Genomic DNA, 19,980 nt, shown 5'->3' with positions numbered 1-19,980 from the left:
TTGTCCTAGTGGTAAGAAGGGAACAGCTGTAGGAGGCTCTTGTACTAATTGTCCTGCTGGAAAATATAGAAATGGGTGGACATCTACGGCTAGGAGCTGTTCTACTTGTCCTGTTGATAAATGGTCTGCAGCTGGAGCATCATCTTGTACTGCATGTCCATCAGGTACATCATCTCCGGCTGGTTCAGATAATGTTAAAGATTGTATAAAGAAAATTATTTGTAATGGGGATTATATTGAAAATTCGGGTTCATGCTATGCTCAATGTAAAAATCTTAAGCAAAATGAAATTTGCTTTACTTCTAAAGGTGTTTCATCAAATAAAAGTAAGCATTTTACTTTAGATCCTAAGATTGCATTTTCTGATTATCCATCTGTTTCTGAATGTTTTATTTCAGGTGCAGTTAGATATAAACCGTCTTCAAATGTTGCAAAGGATAAATTTAACCCAGACATAGGTAGAAGGTTTAAACTTGAGTGTATGCCAATGGTTCCGTTTGATGATTTGAATGAATTTGTCGATGATTAAAGTTAAAGTTCTCTTAGGAGAACTTTTTTATTAAAAAGTATCTTTACTTTAAGTTGAAATTTTGATAACTTATTATAAATTTAAGAAAGTTTAAGGGGGACTTCTTATGTTTCAAAAAGTGATAAGCATTTTCATGCTTTTTAATTTATTATTTTCCTTTTCAGGGAAAAATATTTTGGCTGCAATAACAACACGAACACACTATTCAATGTATAATTTGAAAGTTCCTAAGGAAAATATAATGTCTTATGATAGATTAGGTATTTCCACAGGATCCGGAGATGTTTATAATGATAAGAGTTATTGTTATGATTATTTGAATAAGAAAGAAGGTAATGGTTCTACTTGTACGTCTGTTGGGACTCCGACCTGTCCTCATGTCTTAAAATATATGGATGAGTCTGAAGCTGAGACGCTTGGATATTTAAGAAATGGTCAATATTACTGTGAGTTTGATTATGATACTAGTGGATGTGTTGGTGGCGATAGCGATGAAGGTTATGGCGGAGGCTATGGTGGAGGTGGTGATTTACCATCTATAGCAGATAAAGACATATGGAGTTTGAGTGAATGTGGAGATTTTAGATTGAGACCTTATTCTAGTAGAATTAAGCAGAGTAGTGAAGGTAGAAAATATGGCTATAGACATACATGGGCTAGAGATAAAGATGGTTGTGTAGAGAGTACTGGTAAAGCTAGAGAATATAGACAATGTTATGGATATGGACTTAGTGGGAAATGTGCTTCTTGGGTTACTTCTAGTACATCGACTCTTTCTTTTAAGATTAATGGAGATCCTGCTACTATGTATTATCAAACTAAAGTTTTAAATTGTGATTTTTGTGCAGAAAAAGATGGAGAACATACCAGTGAAAAATGTTGTAAAGGAAATCAACCTAACTCTAGCACTGGAAAATCTACAAATGTTTGGGATTCTACTAATAAGAAATGTTGTCCAGCTGGTCAAAAGTGGGATAGATATAGATGTGTAGATGCTTGTCCTTCATCTTGGACTAATGGTATGAGTATAGATTCAGGTTGTGATTGTGGTGGAAGTTATACTGTTAAGAGTAATGGTCATTGTTGTGCTGCAAATCATCATTGGGATAGTGGGCAAAATAAGTGTGTTAAAAATTGTACAATAACTTCATGGACTAATACTTCTATTTATAAGGTTTCAGGAGGTAGTTGTAAAAGAAAACAAACTAGAACAGAAGGATGTGGAGGCGCAACTTCTCAGTGGGTTTCTACGGGTGAAAGTAATTGTTGGAATAATTGGGGAAATTGTGTAAGAAATAATTCTAATAATACAGCGGGGACTCAAACTAAAACTTGTAAGTCTGGAGTTACAGATTGTTCTAGTAAGACTAAATCTTGTAACGCAGGTTGTCCTTCAGGTACTCATGATGCTGATAATAATGGTAGTTGCGTAGCTAATTGTGTAGGAACAAATTGGGCATTAAAGTCTGAATGGAAAACAGTAAGTAATAATTGTAAGCAAAAGAGGACTAGAATGTATTGTTCTTCTTCTACGGCTACAGCAGTTAGTCAAACTAATTGGGATCAAAATGCTTCTAATCCAGATAAATGTTGTACAGATCCTGCCAAGCCAACATTTGATGGAGGAAAGTGTATTCAAAGTATAGATTGTGATTATATTAAAAATGGAAATGCATGTTATGCTCAATGCAGAAATCTTAAGCAAAATGAAGTTTGTTTTACTGCAAAAGGTATATCTCTTAATAAAAGTAAGAACTTTGTTTTAGATCCTAAAATAGCATTTTCAGATAATCCATCTATATCAGAATGTTTTATTTCAGGGGCAGTTAGATATAAACCATCTTCGAATGTTGCAAAGGATAAATTTAATCCAGATTCAGGTAGAAGATTTACTATGGAATGTATGCCAATGGTTCCATTTGATGATTTAAATGAATTTGTTAATGATTAATAAATGTTTAAATCGATTCTTTTAAATCTCTAGAAAAATTCTAGGGATTTTTTTATTGATAACTGATAGGAAAAGAATTATTTTTGAGATGAGGCTTGAGTTTTAGTGAGTAATAATTTCTTATATTGCTATAAAGAGGAAAAAAACTTTACATTATTCTGATATTTATATACCATGTTATATAGTATATGAGAGAAAATTCTATTTGAGGAGATGGATAGATGGGAAGTAAATTTTTAAAACTTTTTATTATTTTAGCGGTTATTTTCTTTAATAAAGATGTTAGTGCGTTCACGACTGATTGTGGATCTGATTATGTTTGTTATACCTCTTATTATGGAAGTACTAGTAATAGTCTTATTAGTGGGTTGACGGCAACACTTTCAAATGGTAAATGTGCTATTAACGCACCGCATAAAAGTGTAAATTGTAGTTACAAATCTACAGGAATTACGGTTCCTTCAGATGGTTCTTCGGCAAGTCAAAATCTTACATGTTTAAATCAGTGGGGTAGTACTCCGGGAACAACTGTTTCTAACCTAGTTGTTTATTGTATGAAAAGACCAGCTTGTAGTAGAAGTGATGTATCAGGTAATTATAGTTGTTCAATTTCAGCAGATGAAAAAGCTGAAAATGTTTGCGTTAATATAAGTGGAAATAAATGTACGGCAAGTGGTAAAGACTTTTATAGGGATTGTAATTATTCAGGAGAAGTTACTTGTCCATCTACACCGGATGGTCTTAATGCGGTAGATATTCCGTGTAGTGGTACGCCCGATAGAACAATAAGATTAAATTGTAGAAATACTTTTAAGTGTCCAGAAAAACAAGGTTACAATGGAAAGGTTCCTACTTCTTCTTATGGATGTAGTTATTGTGAAGATGGTTTGAAGTTATCTTACTTTCCTCATAAAGGTTTTTATAGATGTTGTAAACAAGAAGAGGATACGACGGTGACAGAAGGTGATAACTGTAGTGGTTACGATATTTGTCCTCATACTCCAGCAGAGACAGGAACGTTTCCAGGAGGTTCATCTTGTTTCCAATGTGTTGAAGGTGCGTCTATACAAACAGGTGATGCAGCTAGTAGAGGAGGGGTTCCTGGACAAGATTTTTACTGTCAATGTGTAGCAAATTCTACTTGGACTCCAGCTCAAAATAAATGTGTTTGTAATTCAGGGTATGTTTGGAATTCTAGTACTAAAAAATGTGATGCAGCATGTACTACAGGAAGTTGGACTAATACTTCTAATTACAGAATAAATTCTGGTGCTTGTCAAAGACAGCAAACTAGAAGTGTTTGTGGATCAGAAGCTTCTTCTCAATGGATCGCAGCTACAGATTCTAATGCTTGTTGTAGTTCTGGAACTCATTGGGGTGGAAGTTCTTGTGTTGCCGATTGTGTGGCAGATTCTAATTGGACTTTAAAATCTGAGTTTAAAATAGAAAGTAGTTCTTGTAAACAAAAAAGAACTAAAAAAACTTGTCCGTCTGGAGCGTCTGGTTCGTCTAGTACAGCAACTGAATGGGTGAATGCATCTAATCCAGATAGTTGTTGTTCTTCTACAGAAACATGGGGTGGAAGTTCTTGTGTTCCTAGAATTACTTGTGGAGGAGATTATATTGAGAATAATGGTAGTTGTTATGCTCAATGTAAGAATTTAAAAGATAATGAAATTTGTTTTACATCAGGAGGTGTTGTATCTAACTTTAGTAAGCATTTTATATTGGATCCTAAAGTTGTAAATTCATCAAATCCATCTATTTCTGAATGCTTTGAATCAGGTGCTGTTAAATATAAACCATCTTCAAATGTTTCATCAGGATTTGATCCTGACTTAGGTAGAAGATTTAAAGTTGAATGTATGCCAATGGTTTCATTTGATGATTTAAATGAGCATATTCCTGATTAATTTAAAAGCTCTCGTTGAGAGCTTTTTTATTACTTTCTTTGTGATAAAAAAAAACTCCCGATTGGGAGGTTTTTATTTTAGTAATTTTAGATTTTCTTCATTGGCTAATTCGTTTCTTATTAAACCAATTTTTAATGCATAATGATTAGATCTATTCCATCTTCTTATAACTTCGAAATTGTTATAGACTAGGAACGTTCTTGCTCCATCATTAGTCTTGATTACTCTTCCTAGTTTTTTAGAGTTTGGAAGTTCTTTATTATTTATTGTTTTTATACCTTTGGATTTCCAGAAAGAAACAGTTTGTTTTTCTTTTTCACCGTTTATGTCTAAAAGCTCTTCATCAAAGTTTTCTGGAAGGATTATTTCACGTCCCCAAAGCTCACCTTCTTTCCAACCATATTTTGTTAGTAGGTTTGCAGCTGATGAGAATGCGTCATCCATATCATTCCATAAATCTATTTTTCCATTGTTATTTCCATCTACAGCATATTGTTCGAATGTTGTTGGTATGAATTGGAAGTTACCTAGTCCACCGGCCCAAGAACCTTCCATTTCTGCTAAATTGAAATCATTTTCTTCTGCTATTTTTATAGCTGCTATAAATTGTTTTTTAAAGAACTCTTCTCTACGACCTTCGTATGCAAGCGTTGCAGTAGATGATAATATATGTTGGTTTCCGAAGAATTTTCCGAAGCTTGTTTCTGCTCCCCAAAGGGCAATTAGATAATTTCTAGGAATGTGATATTTTTGATCTACTTTGTCGAAACTTTTCCAATGTTTTCTTCTTAGCTTAAGGGCTTTTTTTGTGAATGCTGGAGAAAGATATCCTCCTAAATATTGTTCAAAGCTTGGTCTAAATTCTGATTGGTTTTTATCACTTTTAATAGCTCTTTTTAAGAAGTTGGTATTGTTGAATGCTATATTGATATTTTCTTCTGAAATTTTATATTTGTCTTTATTGCTTATAACTTCTTCTTTGAACTCAGAAAGCCATTCTTTAAAATCTTCTTCATTATGATTTTCATTTGAAAAAGCTATAGGGTTAATTGATAAAGTTGCAATAGTTGTAACTAATATTTTTGTTGAAATTTTATTTTTCATATTCATAGTTTATCTTTAATTTATATCCAATTATTTCTCTTGCTTGTTTTTCACTTTTTCATTATACTTTATTTTAAGGAAATATGGAAGAGGAATTTTAATTCTGGGAGAATATTATGGTTAAAATAGCATTTTTTGATATTAAATCTTATGATAGAGATTTTTTTGCTAAGGAGAATAAAAAATATAACTTTGATTTTCAATTTATTGAGAATAGATTGAGTGAAAGATCTGTTAAATTTATAGAAGATGGAACAGAGGTTGTTTGCTTGTTTACTAATGATATAGTTGATGAAAAGATTGTAGATCATTTAGTTAAAAAAGGTGTTAAATTAATAGCATTAAGATGTGCAGGATATAATAATATAAATTTGGATGCTGTTAGAGGAAAAATTTCAGTTGTTAGAGTTCCAGAGTATTCGCCTTATGCAGTTGCAGAACATACCTTCGCTTTATTATTAGATTTAAATAGAGGTATCTCTAGGGCAGGTAGAAGAACTAGAGAATTTGATTTTAGACTTCATGGTTTGTTAGGCTTCGATTTAAATGGTAAAACTGTTGGAGTTATTGGAGTTGGAAAGATAGGTAAAGTGTTTATCAAAATTGCTAAAGGTTTTGGTATGAATGTTATTGCTTATGATAAAGTTCAAAGTGAAGATCTTGAAAGAGGTTTAGGTTTTAAATATGTAGATGATATGGATGAGATTTTTACTAAATCAGATGTTATTTCTTTACATTGTCCTTTATTGCCTTCGACTAGACATATTATTAATGAAGCATCTATTGATAAAATGAAAAATAGCGCAGTGATACTTAACACTTCTAGGGGAGCATTGATTAATACTAAAGATATGTTGGATGCTTTACTTTCAGAAAAGATTGCTGGTGCTGCTTTAGATGTTTATGAAGAAGAAGCAGATTACTTTTTTGAAGATTGTTCTGATAGTAACTTTTTGAAGGATCCTATTCTTGCCCAAATGTTAGGTATGCATAATGTGTTGGTTACTTCTCATCAGGCGTTTTTTACTAAAGAAGCTTTAAATAATATTTCAGAAACTACTTTGGCAAATGTTAAATCATTTGTTGACGGCAAGAAATTGGTTAATGAAGTAAAATAGTTTTTTTAAATATTTTCTTTTTTCCTTTTTTGTGTTTTCAAATTATGGTATAATGTTTTTATGAGGGTTCTTTTAAAGGAATTTTTGGGAAGGAAATATTTCTAGGGAAGCATTTCAAAATCGTCTTAATTTATTTAAGGCGTTTTTTTTGTTTTATACTGTGGCTTTGAGTTTGAGTCATTATCTTTAATTTTTTGAAAATTGCTTTTTAGAAAATACTTTACATGTTGTTGTTTTTTATGTAAAATTATTTTATGTTTTGAGAGAAAATTCTATTTGAGGAGATAGATAAATGGGAAGTAAATTTTTAAGATTTTTTATTGTTTTAGCATTTCTTTGTTTTGATGTTAAAAATGTTTTTGCTGTGGCCTGTACATCTGCAGAAATTAATTCATGTTCTTCTTGGAAATGTACTATGGCTGGAAGAAGGTATTGTCAATCACATGGCTGTGATCAATTCGGTGCTGAATTTTGTGATAGTATGTGTGATGGAGATAGAAGTACAACAGTTGGAGATTTGAGTTGTTCTATTTCAGCTGATGAGAAAGCTAATGATCTTTGTGTTACTATTAGTGGTAATAAATGCACAGTTACAGGTATGGACTTTTATAATACAGAATGTTCTTATTCTGGTGAAGTGACTTGTCCTACAGCCCCTGGAGGTGTTAATGTTGTCCAAGTTCCTTGTAGTGTAGATGCAAATAGAAAGATTGGATTAGAATGTGCTAATGCAGGTTCTTGTCCAGATCCAAAAGGGTATAATGAAGCCTTAGATAGCTCTCCTTCTAGTGGTTGCACATGGTGTGAAGCTGGGTTGAAAGTTGCTTATAATGGAAGCGTTTATAAATGTTGTAATGATGGAGATACTTTACCTTCAGGTTCAAATCCTAATTGTTCATCCTTTTGTCCAGCAGGTGGTTTTGATATAGATGTTCCTTTAGGGCAACATAATCCATCATCAGCTTCTGGAGATTGTGCTTGTAAGTCAGGTTTGGTTACGAAATATGATGGGTCAGATTATATGTGTTGTGGTCCTGATCAAACTATGAGTGGAAAAGCTTGTGTTTGTGCTGCAGGATATACTAAGAGTGGTTCTTCTTGTATTTCTAATTGTACAGTTGGAAGTTGGACTGATACTAGTGAATTTGAAATTCAATCTGAAGTTTGTAAAATGAAACAAACTAGAAGTGCTTGTCCATCAGGTACAGAAGAAAGATGGGTTACAGCTACTGATCAAAACAGTTGTTGTGGTGTTGGGTATCACTGGGGTGGTACATCATGTATTTTAGATTGCTCAGATTCTGGTAAAGGTGGTTTTGGTCAAGAAGATAAGTGTGATGGTACATGTGATGCAACTTTATTAGAATATAATAATGGTGGAGTTTGTGGATGTATTCAAGGTTATAGAGGTACTGGAGTTGGAGGCACATGTTCTATTTGTCCTGCAGGTACTCATAGGTTAGGTTGGACTTCAGCAGGAACTTTATGTCCTACTTGTTCTGAAGATCATTGGTCTTATGCTGGTTCTGGATCTTGTACAGCATGTCCTGTTGGACAAAAAGCTCCTGCCGGAAGTACTAGTCCTTCAGCTTGCGCGTGTCCTTCGGATAAACCATTGTGGAATGGTAGTGCTTGTGTTGCTTGTCCAGAAGGAGAAAAATATTCAGATGGTGTTTGTTGGAAAGTTTCAGATAAAGATTTAACTTGCTTTAAGGATGGTAGTGGAAATTGTGATTTTGGTAAAGATATTTTAGACGATTCTTCGTTGGGTGTTCTTTATAGATATCTGCTAAATTAAGATAGTATTCTTATAAAATTAATTTCTTTTAAATATCGCCCTTGTTTAGGGCGATTTTAATTTTCTTATTGGAGCTTGGTTTTTAGGGAAAGTGACTCTGAGTCAGAGATTCCAGAAATTTTTTATTTTTTAAAACTTTACATTGTTTTGAAAATTGGGTATACTTTGGAGGAGTATATTTAGGGAAGGGTTTTATAAAGGAGATTCTTATGTTTAGAAATTTCGATTCTAAGTTGTTTAGAAAATTATCAAAAGTTTTTTGTGTTGGGCTTGTTTTTTCGTTTATTATTAATAATAATGCTTTTGGAATTATGATAGGATCTTGTCCTCCGTTGTCAGGGGGAAATAATTGGGCTGTGAATGCTCACCCTTGTCCTAATGGAGATATAATTAGCTGGGAAGTTTGTCCTAATAATAGTGGAATTACTGCTCAAACTGCAGCTTTACATTGTGATGGAGCTAGTTTGGGATCGTGTCCTACGTGGTTTAATGTTAAAGATGATACAGAAATAAACTTTACTGTTTCAAGCGGTCACTCTTGTAGTACTTCAGGAATGTCTTCAGGAGATTTAAAAATATGTAAACAATGGTGTAATTGTGTTAGTGGAAAATGGGAGTGTATGGGTAAATTAAGTAGTACTTTTTGGGATGGAACATCATATTCTACACCTTTTCAAAAAGGTGCTACGGTTAGAGTTAGAAATACTGGGGCTATAGATAGTGGTAGTATTCAAGGTGCTTCTTGTTGTTATAATGAACTTGAATGTACTGCGACAAGTGGATCTTGTTCATTAAATCTTTGCCCTGTTAATTCGGCTGTTAATAGCAGTTTGGGAGTTGGATGTTGGTGTAATACTGGATATGAAAATCCATCTGGTGTTGAAGGCGGTAAAGTTAGTATAAATGAGACATGTACTGCTGTATCAACACCATCTTGTAATCCTGCAGGTAGAAGTAATCCTCCTGCAAGTAATTGTGGATGTAGTAATTAGTGTTTAGGGAGAGAGTTATGTTGAAAAAGTTTAGATTTTTAAGTTTATTTATTTTATTTGCAATTTCTTTTAATGTAGTGAAAGTTAACAATGCATTTGCTAATTCACAATGTAGTGAATATCATAATATGCCTTTGTGTGTAGATTATTGTACTTGTAGTCCTCTTGATAATAAATGGAGATGTGCTGCTTATACTGATGGTATTAGACCTGGAGATAATTATACTATTATGGGTGGAGATGTTTCTCATCTTCAACCTTGTATTTCGGCACCTCTTGAGCTTTGTCCACCGAATTCAACTTCTGCTTTTACTAAGTTAGGTAAGGCGTGTTATTGTGATCCTGGTTACAAAAATTCTAGTGGAGAAGAAGAGGGAGTTACAGATTTTGAGGGTGGTTGCACTGAGGTTTTAACATTGATTTGTCCGGATCATTCAGCTCAAGATTCTTCTTTAGGAGCTGGTTGTTGGTGTGATGTTGGTTATCAAAATGATTCTGGAGAATTAAGAGGTAAAGTTAACCAATTGGGAGGAACCTGTTCTCCTGTTCCGGCTTGTACATCTCCTCAAACTTGGGATGGTTCTACTATGGTTGATGGTAATAAGTATTGTACTACTGATGAGACTTGTGGTTGTGGTAAAGAAAATGGTACAGGGCCTCAGCTTTATAGAAAAACGGATGTGATTGGTTCTGGAGTTATTTGTTGTCGTAATGAAAAAGAAAATAGAGGCGGTAAATGTATGGATCCAATTACTTGTACGCCAGCAGGTTTTGGACAAGTCGCTGATACTTCGGGTTGTGGATGTAATTAGGTTTAGAGAGGGAGATGATTATGTTAACTAAGAATTTTATTAGATTATTTATATTGTTACTGTTTTTGATGGTAAGTGGTAAAGCCGATGCATTAAGTTTAGGAGGAGGGGGATCAATGTGTATTTCTGATGTTAATTTTCTACTTCCAACTTCTGATTGGGGAGAGTCAGTTTATACAGATGAAACAAGTAGTTTTACAACTTTTCGTTCAAAATATCAAAATGCTTTAGGTTGTGGAAACTATCATTTATATAATGAATTTGATCCAGGTTGTTCAAGTGGTATGGATCATAGGGTTCAGTTATGTGTAGAGGGGAGTGACAATAGATGGAAATGTGAAAAACTTAAGTGGTGTTGTTCCGGTCCTGCTAGTAGTTCTTATCCTGCTTCTCCTTATGATATAGATGGACTTTCCACTCAGTGTTGGTATACAAGTTATCAAAAAGGTTCAACTTATAAATCTTTTACAGAAGGTGGCAAATTAGTTTGTAAAGCTTTGTATAGAGGAGTTTTAAGAGAATACAACACAACTGACAAAGCTTGTGCTAATATGGACTGTGATACAGTTGATGGTTCTAAATTAACTAAGTATGATGGTAGTTTTGCTTGTAGTGAATGTGGATTGGAAGGTACTAAAGGAAATTGTACTACTCCATCTAGTTGTACAGCTCCAGAAGTGTATAATGATGTGTATGATGCGTGTATAGATCCTGATACATGTGGATGTGGTACTTATAATGGTCAACAACTTTACAGAACTAAGGATAAAAGTAATGCATCTAATGTAGCTTGTTGCTTACCAGGCGAAGAAAATATAAATGGAACTTGTCAATCTTGTAATCCTACAACGACTTCTGGTCAAGCTCCTTCAGCAAATTGTGGATGTAATTAAGGTTAGGATAGGAGATTTAAGGAGATGAATATGTTTGGAAAAATTAATAAATTGGTTTTGGCTTTATCTTTAGTGTTTTTGGGAAATGTTAATATTGCTAATGCTGCTAATAATGCAGATTCCCATCCTAATTACAATACCCCTTATATGATGGATGATATTGTTTTTACGGCTGGTACAAATGTTCAGAGAACTATTAGGGTAGCAAAGCATCCTAGTGCTCAATCAGATTGTGTTTGTAAATGGCAAAATAGCCCTTTAAAGATTTTTAAAGGAACTAATATACCGGAGAAGCAATCTCTTGATGGTACAGGTTTTGATGGTACTTATTATAATGATACAAATCCAAATCCTCTTTATTACTCTGCTTTGGTAGATATTCATTTTGAAGGTCAAAATTGTGGTGGAATGGATGGTCCTGGTGGTGCTAATGATTACACAGGTGTTATAACTTGTAATCCTAATTCTACAGCTGTAATAAATGATATTGGTCATGCAGCAGTTCCTTTTACACCGTGCGTTCTTACTTGTAATGTAACTAATGGTAGTACAATATCTACAACTCAAGATTTTAGCGGTACATCAAAATATGAGTCTTGTGTGCTTTCTGGTGGAAGTTGGAATGAAAATCATAATGTATGTTCTTGTGGTTCAGGAAAAGCACCGGATGGAACTACAGGAGCTTGTAAGACAGTTTGTTCTCCTTCTTATAGTTATAAAATAAGTGGAACTAGTTGTATGAAGCATGATGACAATAATTGTGGTGGAAGTGATACTTCAGTATCATGTTCTAGTTGCTCGGGTTATTCTGGTAATAAAGGTCAATGTTGTCCTAGTGGGAAGACTTGGAATGGTAGCGCTTGTGTAGCACCTTCAGTTTGTACAGCTCCTAAAACTTGGGATGGTACCACTATGGTAAGTGGTGGAAAGTATTGTACTACTCCTGAAACATGTGGTTGTGGTGTTCATAATAGTACTCAGCTTTATAGAAAAGCACCTTCAAATACTGGTTATGGTAATGTTGGTAAAAATACTATTTGTTGTTACCAATCTCAAATAAATTCTGATGACCATTGCTGTGCAGGAGGTCAACATTGGAGCGGTTCTAAGTGTGTTGCAAATTGTACAGATTCTGGTAAAGGTGGATTCGGTCAAGAAGATAAATGTAATGGATCTTGTAACAGTGGTTTAACTGAAAATAACAATGGTGGAACTTGTGGATGTAATACAGGTTATAGAGGTACTGGATCAGGTGGATCTTGTACTAAATGTTCTGCTGGTACATTTAGAAGTGGTTGGACTTCAACTGCGACTAGTTGTTCTCAATGTCCTGTCAACACATGGTCTTCAGCAGGCGTTGCATCTTGTACTGCGTGTACTGGAGGTAGGATAGCTCCGGCGGGTTCTACTAGTGCAGATGCTTGTGGATGTCCTGCAGATAAACCTTTCTGGACAGGTTCAACATGTAAAGCTTGTGCCGCTGGTGAAGTGTTTAGTTCAGGTTCTTGTTGGAAAGTTTCTGATAAAGATTTAACTTGCTTTGAAAAAGGAGATGGAACTTGTAAATTTGCAGATAGCATTCTTAAGTCGGGTTCTCTAGGAGTTCTTTATAAAGTAATTAAATAATTTACTAAACTAGAATTAATAGCCTCTCATTTGGGAGGCTTTTTTATTTGTTGATTTATTTTTGATTTTGTTTTATATTTTTGAAGCAAAATAAAATTGAAAAAGGTAGAAAAGAATTATGGCTAAAGTTAAAGAAAAACCAAAACATATTGCTGTTGTTATGGATGGAAATGGTCGTTGGGCTAAGGCTAAAGGTATGCCAAGAATGTATGGACATAAGGTTGGTGTAGATGCAGTTAATAGACTTCTTGAAGCTTGTAAAAAACATGAGATTAAATATATAACTATTTATGCTTTCTCAACAGAAAATTGGAAGAGACCTAAGGGAGAAGTTGATGGAGTTATGAACCTTTTAAGAATGAATTTAAAAAGGTTAAAAAAAGATGCTATTAAAAATAAAGTTAAAGTGAAAATTTTAGGAGATAAATCTGTTTTTGATTCAGGATTGAAAAAGCTTTTAGTAGAAACTGAAGAGGGTACTAAAGATTTTGAAGATTATCATTTTAACATAGCTTTAAATTATGGTGGTAAGGAAGATATTACTCAAGCATGTAAGAAGATTGCTACTATGGTTAAAGATGGTAATTTGAATGTTGAAGATATTAATGCTGATTTAGTTCAAGGTAATCTTTATACTGAAGATCAGCCGCCTGTTGATTTGATGATAAGAACTTCTTATGAACATAGAATTTCTAACTTTTTGTTATGGCAATTAGCTTATGCGGAACTTGTTTTCTTGCCTGTTATGTGGCCTGATTTTTCAGAGAAGGACTTGGTAGAGGCTATTGATATTTATATGGGTAGGGAACGTCGCTTCGGAAATATTAATCCTTAATAATATAAAGGTTTCGTATATTTTATTTCATCTGCGTTATAAAAAGAACCCTCGCGTATTACTTATACGCGTCGGAACCTTTTTATTTAGCATCTAAAGCAAACTATCCAAAACGTTGGGTGGAGAGATTGTGAGATGAAATTTGGAAATGGTTTATGTTATTTTTAATAAAGTTAAATTATATATTTAATAATTTAATTGTATTATTTTCTCTATAGTTTCCTTTGAAAAAAATACTTTTTATTATTGCATTATTTTCGATTCTGTTTTAAAATTTTTTCTATTGATTTGGGGGTAAGTCTATGAAAAATTTAGTTAGTAAAATTAAAAGCATTTTTTCTATTAAAGGTATGAAGGAAAGATCTCTTTCTTCAGTAGGAATGGTAGCTCTGTTTTTTGCCGTTCTTTATCTAGGACCTGATGCAATGAAACTTGCTTTTATAGTTTTGATTTCTATTATGATCTGGGAAATGGAAAGAATGTTTGGTAAGAAGAGGGCGTCTGTTAAAAACATGTCTCCTGAAGAAATGAGAAAGTTCTCTTTATACAAAATAGCTTTAATATTTCTTTTGTTTTATCCAACTTTAAGATTGTTTGCTTTGTTGTCAGGAAATTATAACTTAGCTTTATTTTTAATTTTTCTTACATTGTTTGTTACTGTGTCAGCGGATGTTGGTGCTTATATGGTTGGTTCTAATATTAAAACTAGAAAAGTTTGCCCAAGCATTTCTCCTAATAAAAGTTTAGGTGGTTTTATTGGTGGTGAAATTTTTGGTTTTGTTTTTGGTATGCTTTATATTTTATATATGGGAAATGAATATGTATCTTGGTCTTTGGGTTCAATGATTTTGATTATGTTGATTGCTCCAATTATTGCAATGATGGGTGATTTGTTTGAGTCACTTGTTAAAAGATTTTGTGAAGTTAAGGATAGTTCAGATTTAATTCCAGGGCATGGTGGTGTTCTTGATAGATTGGATAGTTTTTTATTAACTTTGTTGTTTTTTGAAATTTTAGTTTTATAATAAGGTTATAAATTTAAATAGTTAGGAAAGATATATGTTTTATAGTATTTTTATGTCGGTAATTTCATTTGTACTTTTGATTTTTTCAATAGTATTTGTTCATGAATTAGGACATTTTTTATTTGCTAGATTAAATGGTGTTAGAGTAGATGTATTTTCTATAGGGTTTGGTAAAGAACTTTTTGGATGGAATGATAAAAAAGGAACTAGATGGAAAGTTTGTTTAATTCCTCTTGGTGGTTATGTTAAGATGTTTGGGCAAGCGGATTTACCAGAGTCAGAAGCTGAAGCTCAAAAGTTGAAAAAGAAATTAACTGCTAAAGATAAAAAAGTTCATTATGATTATAAAAATAGATTGCAAAGAATTTCTATTGTTTTTGCAGGTCCTTTGTTTAATTTTTTATTTGCATTTTTGATTATGTTTGGTCTGACTTATTTTGTTGGAAAAGAAGTTTATGAAAGTAGATATGTTAAATCTGTTTCTGAAAATGCTCCTGCTTTTGTTTATCTTCAAGAAGGTGATATGATTAAATCTATAGATGGAGCGGATGTTTCTTCTTATGAAGATATTAAAGAGATTATTTTAAATTCAGAGGGTAAAGAGCTTTCTTTGAAATTGGAAAGAGACGGTAAGAAGATTTTAAGAAGAATTACTCCTGAAAGAGAAGATGAAAACTCTCCATATCTTTTAGGTTATGTTCCTGATTTTAGAGTTATAGATACTCAAGATTTTACTTTTACTGAAGCGGTTGTTGAAGCAGGAAATGATTTATATGAATTAACATATGCTATGGTTGATGGTATCGGTAGATTGTTGACAGGTAAAGAGTCTGCTAAGAATGTTGGTGGTGTTATATCTATAGGTGGAATTGCAAAACAATCTTTGGAAGCTGGTTTTGTTACATTTATTTCTATAGTTGCTTTAATATCTATCAATTTAGGTTTGGTTAATTTGTTGCCTTTACCTATTTTAGATGGTGGACATATTTTGATACTTACTGTGGAAAGTTTTATAAGAAGAGATTTGCCAGTTAAGTTGAAATTAGCGATGATGAATGTTGGTGCTATTTTGCTATTATCATTATTATTGTTGTCAGTGTTTAACGATGTATTAAGAATTGTTGGAATTTAGTTTTATTTAGGAGAGGGTATATTTATGAATAAAAAAAACTTATTATTTGTGGCGCTATTATTTGTAGCTATGAATATTTCATTTGTTGCGAAAGCTGTTGTTGTTAAATCTATTTCAGTTGAAGGAAATGAGAAATATAATTCTGGTATGATTGTAGCTTCTTTACCTTTCCAAGTTGGAGATAATATTTCTAAAAAAGATCTTAATAAAGGTTTGAAGATTTTATATAAAACAGGTTTTTTTAAAAATGTTTCTTTAAATGAAAAATCTGGAAAAGTTAAAGTTAAAGTTGAAGAAGCTATCATTGTTAAAAAATATTATATAGAAGGTAATGATGGAGTTTCTGATGATATCTTTTTTGAAAATTTAACAATAAAAGATATGACACCATTTTCTAAAAGTGAAATTTCTAATGCTGTAGATCTTATGTTGAAGATTTATAGTTCTATGGGGTATTTCTCTGCAAAAGTAGTTCCTGTTCAAATTAAGCTTTCAGATAATTTTTATAATGTTGTTTTTGAAGTTGATGAAGGTAAAAAAGCAAAGATTGAAAAAATTATTATTAAAGGTAATAAGTTCTTAAAAGATGAAGATATTTTATCGGCTATAAAAACTAAAGAATATAAATGGTGGAAATTCTTTTCTAGAAATGATGTGTTTGATGAAGATAGGGCAAAATCAGACGTAGCTTTGATTAAGAAATATTATAGAGATAATGGTTTTATGGATGCTACAGTAATTCCTTCAAATGTTAATGTTTCTGAAGATAAAGGTTCTTTTATTCTTACTTTTGAAATTGAAGAAGGTGATAGATATAAAGTTGGTGATGTGAAGATTGCATCTGATGTTATAGATTATGATTTATATAGTTTACTTAAAGAAGAAAATTTAAATCCTAAAGGATCTTGGTTCTCTTTATCTAATAGAAATAAAACTGAAAAAAATCTTTCTTTAGCATTGGAAGAAAAAGGGTTTATATTTAAAGAAATTAATGTAGATGTTAAGAAAGTTGAATTTGCAGATGAACCAATTATGGATATTATCTATAACATAGAAAATGCTAAGAAGATATTTGTGGATAAAATTAATATACTTGGTAATACGGTTACTAGAGATTCTGTTATTAGAAATGAACTTTATATTGGAGAGCAAGACGTTTTAACTCAAACTAAATTGAGAATGTCTAAATCGTCTTTATCTAAAACAGGATATTTTGATAATTTATCAATAACTCCTAGTCCGACTTTGAATCCAGAGAAAGTTAATTTGGATGTTGCAGTTGTTGAAAGAAATACTGGTGAGATTTCTTTTGCATTAGGTTGGAGCTCATTAAAAGGATTGGTAATAGATTTGGCTTATAAGGAAAGTAATTTTATGGGTAAAGGTCATAAGGTTTCAGCTATTGCATCTAGATCTAGCTTAACTGATAATTATAGTTTTAGTTATACGGATCCATATTTCTTTAATAAGAATATGTCTGGTGGATTTACAGTGTTTATGAATAACTATAAATATAAAGAAGATTATGGTTATGATAAAGATTCTTATGGTTTAGCTTTGAATACAGGTTGGAAATATAATAAACACTTGTCTCAAAGTGTTAGTGTTAGATATCAAATGGATGATGTATCTGATTTGTCTGATGATTCAACTTTAAAACCAGAAGATGTTGGTGAAGCTAAATTATATATTGTTTCTCAAAAGTTATCTTATAGAGATACTGATTATGATTTATTGTATAGAAATAGAAGTGGTTATATATTGAGCGTAGCTAATTCTTATACATTAAAAGAGTCTACTGAGAATTATTTTAAGACAGATGTTTCTGCTACTTATTATAAAACTTTCTTGAAAGGTAGGGTTTCAACTTCGGCATCAATTAATGGTGGCTATATAGAGGCTTTAGAAGATAATTATTTAAGAAGATCTTATAGATATTTCTTAGGTGGTTCTAATTTAAGAGGTTTTGCTATTTCAGGTGTTGGTGCTAGACAAAATGGTAGTAGTTATACTGAAGGTGGTGAATGGAGAGTTTATGGTTCGTTAGAAACTAAATTCCCAATCGGAATTCCAAGTGAATATAAAGTTAATGGTTTGGCGTTCTTTGATTATGGTGCTATTGGTAAGCCTTCTGGATTTGATCCTGCTACTACTCAATATGATGATTCAATTAGAACTGCTGCTGGACTTGGTATTAACTGGGATTCACCAATGGGATCTATTGCTCTTACTTGGGCGTGGGCTCAAAATTATGAAGAGTATGATGAAAGAGAAACGTTTAGACTTTCTATCGGAAATAATTTTTAATTTTTGATTGAAAAGTTTGTATAAAAAGACTATAATTACAAAAAACTTAGGAGGAAAATAATGTTGAAAAAATCTAAATTAATGGACGGAAATCTTATCGCAGTATCTTTATCTGCTTTTGCAATAGTTCTTTCTACATTTGCTATAGTTACTAGCCCTAGCAAAAAATTAGAAGAAAGAGTTGTTGAAAGTGGTACTAAAGTGGGTGTTGTTAACATCAAATATGTTCAAGAAAATGCTAAAGTTACTAAAGCTTTAAATGAACAAAAAGATAAGTATCTTAAAAAATTACAAAAAAGAACTGAAGATAAAAAAGCTGAATTAAAGAAAGAAGAAGAAAAGTTAAAAGCTCAAGCTAAAACTTTATCTCAAGAAGCTTTAAAAGAAAAAGTTCTTGCGTTCCAAAATGAAGTTATGGAATTTGAAAGAGAAACTGCAGTTAAAGTTAAAGCTGTTCAACTTTCTTTCTCTCAAGAAATTCAAAAAGTTCAAATGGATCACTTAAATACAATTTTAGTTTCTTTAGCTAAAGAAAAAGGTTTTGATGTATTAACTCAAAGTAGTGATAGCGTTGTTATTAATTCTGACTTTGATCTTACAAAAGAAGTTGTTGATGCTTTAAATAAAAAAGTTTCAACATTGAAAATGGAAGATCCATCAAAATTAGAAGCTAAAATTAAAAAAGCTACAAAATAAAAAATACTTTATTTAGTTGAAAGCTCCCTCTGAATTTGCTATAATTTAGTAAAAATGGGGGAGTTTTTTGTTATGAAGACTAGTAGAAACATTTTATTTTTAGCGTTATTTTCGTTCACTTTTCCTGTAAGTATATCTTACTCAGGTGTTGATTTCGACGAACCTGTAACAGAAACTGAGGTTGAAGAAGTTGAGACTGTAGATGTTGCTGAAGTTCCAGAAAAGACAGATACTGAAGCTGTGGAAGTTAATGAAATTTCTGATGATATAGAAGAGGTGTCTGAAGAAGATAGTGATGCTATGGATAAGTTCTTTGAAGGTAAATCTTCTGATGAAACTGCTAATGTTGTAGTTGAAGAAAGAATGGAAGTTCTATCTGTTGAAAAGACTCCTATTATTAAAGAAAAAGATTGTGATGATATGGCAGAAGAAAAAGATGCTGCTATGGATATGGCTTTGGAAAGAATGGATCAGCTTGAGGATGAGCTAGATAAATTAGCTAATCCTGGAAAGATTGAAGCAGATGAAGAAGTAACTGATGCTGAAGTTTCTAAGAATTCTGAGGTTGAAGAAGAAGTTTATGAAGAAGTTGATACTAGTAAATTTAAAACAGTTTTGAAGAAATACAAGCCAATATTTAAAGTTTCTAGAAGATCTTCTATGTCAGTTGATGCTTCTAAGGATAGTAAATTTGTTAAGGATTTGAATGAATTAAAAAAAATTCTAGATGAAGAAAAATCTTCTAATAAAAAGGTTGATTTATCGTCTAAAGAAGAATTAATAAATGATATTTTAGAACCAGTTAATGAAAGCTATACAAATCTTTTAGAAGTTTCTAAAGCTTGTTGTGAGTCTTCTTTGTCTAATGAATTTAGAAGAGATGGTGCCTCTTATTCTTCAAGATATGATTATTTAGTTAATGATATTAAAGGTGAAGAAGTTCAAGGCTTCTGTATGTTTTATGATATGGAAGATATTTCTAAGTATTATAGATCTGAAGATGAAGAAAGAATTATCTTTAATTCAAAAGATGGTTGCGTTTGTAAAAATCAAGACTATATAAATTCTGAATTAGAAATATTTAGAAAGCTTTTTTCTGTTATAGGTGAAGATGATTTTGAAGTTGTATACAGATATGATAATATATTAGGTAGAAGATACGATATAAATATGATCTCTCATATTAAAAACCTTGAAAAAAGTTTAGAATATTGCTATTAGTTGTATTTAGATAACTTTTTACAAGAAA

The 19,980-nt window shown here is 32.1% G+C and carries 16 protein-coding genes; 15 read left to right on the top strand and 1 reads right to left on the bottom strand.

The window, feature by feature from the left end:
- From N4A44_04800 to N4A44_04790, 3 genes are all read left to right on the top strand, one after another.
- Positions 1-529 (top strand): hypothetical protein (locus N4A44_04800; protein ID MCT4552960.1); only part of this gene is annotated, 529 nt, incomplete at its 5' end.
- A 241-nt stretch (positions 530-770) separates the two neighbouring features.
- The gene (locus tag N4A44_04795; GenBank protein ID MCT4552959.1) at positions 771-2,480 is read left to right on the top strand and encodes a hypothetical protein; all 1,710 of its coding nucleotides are present in this window, start codon (positions 771-773) and stop codon (positions 2,478-2,480) included.
- 221 nt (positions 2,481-2,701) lie between these two features.
- Positions 2,702-4,393: a hypothetical protein gene (locus tag N4A44_04790; GenBank protein MCT4552958.1), complete on the top strand. Its 1,692-nt coding sequence runs from the start codon at positions 2,702-2,704 to the stop codon at positions 4,391-4,393.
- A 72-nt stretch (positions 4,394-4,465) separates the two neighbouring features.
- On the opposite strand, the gene N4A44_04785 is transcribed toward N4A44_04790, so the two are convergent.
- On the bottom strand, positions 4,466-5,503 hold the full coding sequence (locus N4A44_04785; GenBank protein ID MCT4552957.1) for a lytic murein transglycosylase: 1,038 nt from the start codon (positions 5,501-5,503) through the stop codon (positions 4,466-4,468).
- Between the two features lie 107 nt (positions 5,504-5,610).
- Here N4A44_04785 and N4A44_04780 point away from each other — a divergent pair, with 107 nt between their 5' ends.
- The 12 genes from N4A44_04780 to N4A44_04725 all read left to right on the top strand — a co-directional run bounded on the left by N4A44_04780 (position 5,611) and on the right by N4A44_04725 (position 19,952).
- Positions 5,611-6,615 carry a 2-hydroxyacid dehydrogenase gene (locus tag N4A44_04780; protein ID MCT4552956.1) on the top strand — a complete coding sequence of 335 codons (1,005 nt, stop codon included), beginning with the start codon at positions 5,611-5,613 and terminating at the stop codon, positions 6,613-6,615.
- Between the two features lie 292 nt (positions 6,616-6,907).
- Positions 6,908-8,413, top strand: a complete 1,506-nt coding sequence (locus N4A44_04775) for a hypothetical protein (protein ID MCT4552955.1) — start codon at positions 6,908-6,910, stop codon at positions 8,411-8,413.
- 209 nt (positions 8,414-8,622) lie between these two features.
- Entirely contained in the window at positions 8,623-9,405 is a 783-nt protein-coding gene (locus N4A44_04770) for a hypothetical protein (GenBank protein MCT4552954.1), read from the top strand.
- Positions 9,406-9,422: 17 nt separating this feature from the next.
- Positions 9,423-10,217 carry a hypothetical protein gene (locus tag N4A44_04765; protein MCT4552953.1) on the top strand — a complete coding sequence of 265 codons (795 nt, stop codon included), beginning with the start codon at positions 9,423-9,425 and terminating at the stop codon, positions 10,215-10,217.
- 20 nt (positions 10,218-10,237) lie between these two features.
- Positions 10,238-11,110, top strand: coding sequence for a hypothetical protein (locus N4A44_04760; GenBank protein ID MCT4552952.1), 873 nt, complete (start codon positions 10,238-10,240; stop codon positions 11,108-11,110).
- 30 nt (positions 11,111-11,140) lie between these two features.
- Positions 11,141-12,736 carry a hypothetical protein gene (locus tag N4A44_04755; GenBank protein ID MCT4552951.1) on the top strand — a complete coding sequence of 532 codons (1,596 nt, stop codon included), beginning with the start codon at positions 11,141-11,143 and terminating at the stop codon, positions 12,734-12,736.
- A 118-nt stretch (positions 12,737-12,854) separates the two neighbouring features.
- Positions 12,855-13,571 carry a polyprenyl diphosphate synthase gene (gene uppS, locus N4A44_04750; GenBank protein MCT4552950.1) on the top strand — a complete coding sequence of 239 codons (717 nt, stop codon included), beginning with the start codon at positions 12,855-12,857 and terminating at the stop codon, positions 13,569-13,571.
- Positions 13,572-13,873: 302 nt separating this feature from the next.
- Positions 13,874-14,596, top strand: a complete 723-nt coding sequence (locus N4A44_04745) for a phosphatidate cytidylyltransferase (GenBank protein ID MCT4552949.1) — start codon at positions 13,874-13,876, stop codon at positions 14,594-14,596.
- A gap of 34 nt (positions 14,597-14,630) precedes the next feature.
- The gene (gene rseP, locus N4A44_04740) at positions 14,631-15,728 is read left to right on the top strand and encodes an RIP metalloprotease RseP (GenBank protein ID MCT4552948.1); all 1,098 of its coding nucleotides are present in this window, start codon (positions 14,631-14,633) and stop codon (positions 15,726-15,728) included.
- 24 nt (positions 15,729-15,752) lie between these two features.
- Positions 15,753-18,035 (top strand): outer membrane protein assembly factor BamA, encoded by a 2,283-nt coding sequence (gene bamA, locus N4A44_04735; protein MCT4552947.1) that lies wholly within the window; start codon positions 15,753-15,755, stop codon positions 18,033-18,035.
- A gap of 60 nt (positions 18,036-18,095) precedes the next feature.
- Complete coding sequence (locus tag N4A44_04730; GenBank protein ID MCT4552946.1) at positions 18,096-18,731, top strand: OmpH family outer membrane protein; 636 nt, start codon at positions 18,096-18,098, stop codon at positions 18,729-18,731.
- Positions 18,732-18,803: 72 nt separating this feature from the next.
- Positions 18,804-19,952 (top strand): hypothetical protein, encoded by a 1,149-nt coding sequence (locus N4A44_04725; protein ID MCT4552945.1) that lies wholly within the window; start codon positions 18,804-18,806, stop codon positions 19,950-19,952.
- Positions 19,953-19,980: the final 28 nt, after the last annotated feature.

This window comes from Alphaproteobacteria bacterium (assembly GCA_025210155.1).
In the GTDB taxonomy this organism is placed as follows: domain Bacteria; phylum Pseudomonadota; class Alphaproteobacteria; order Rs-D84; family CASDRH01; genus JAOASE01.
This window is presented reverse-complemented; position numbering and strand designations above follow the sequence as displayed.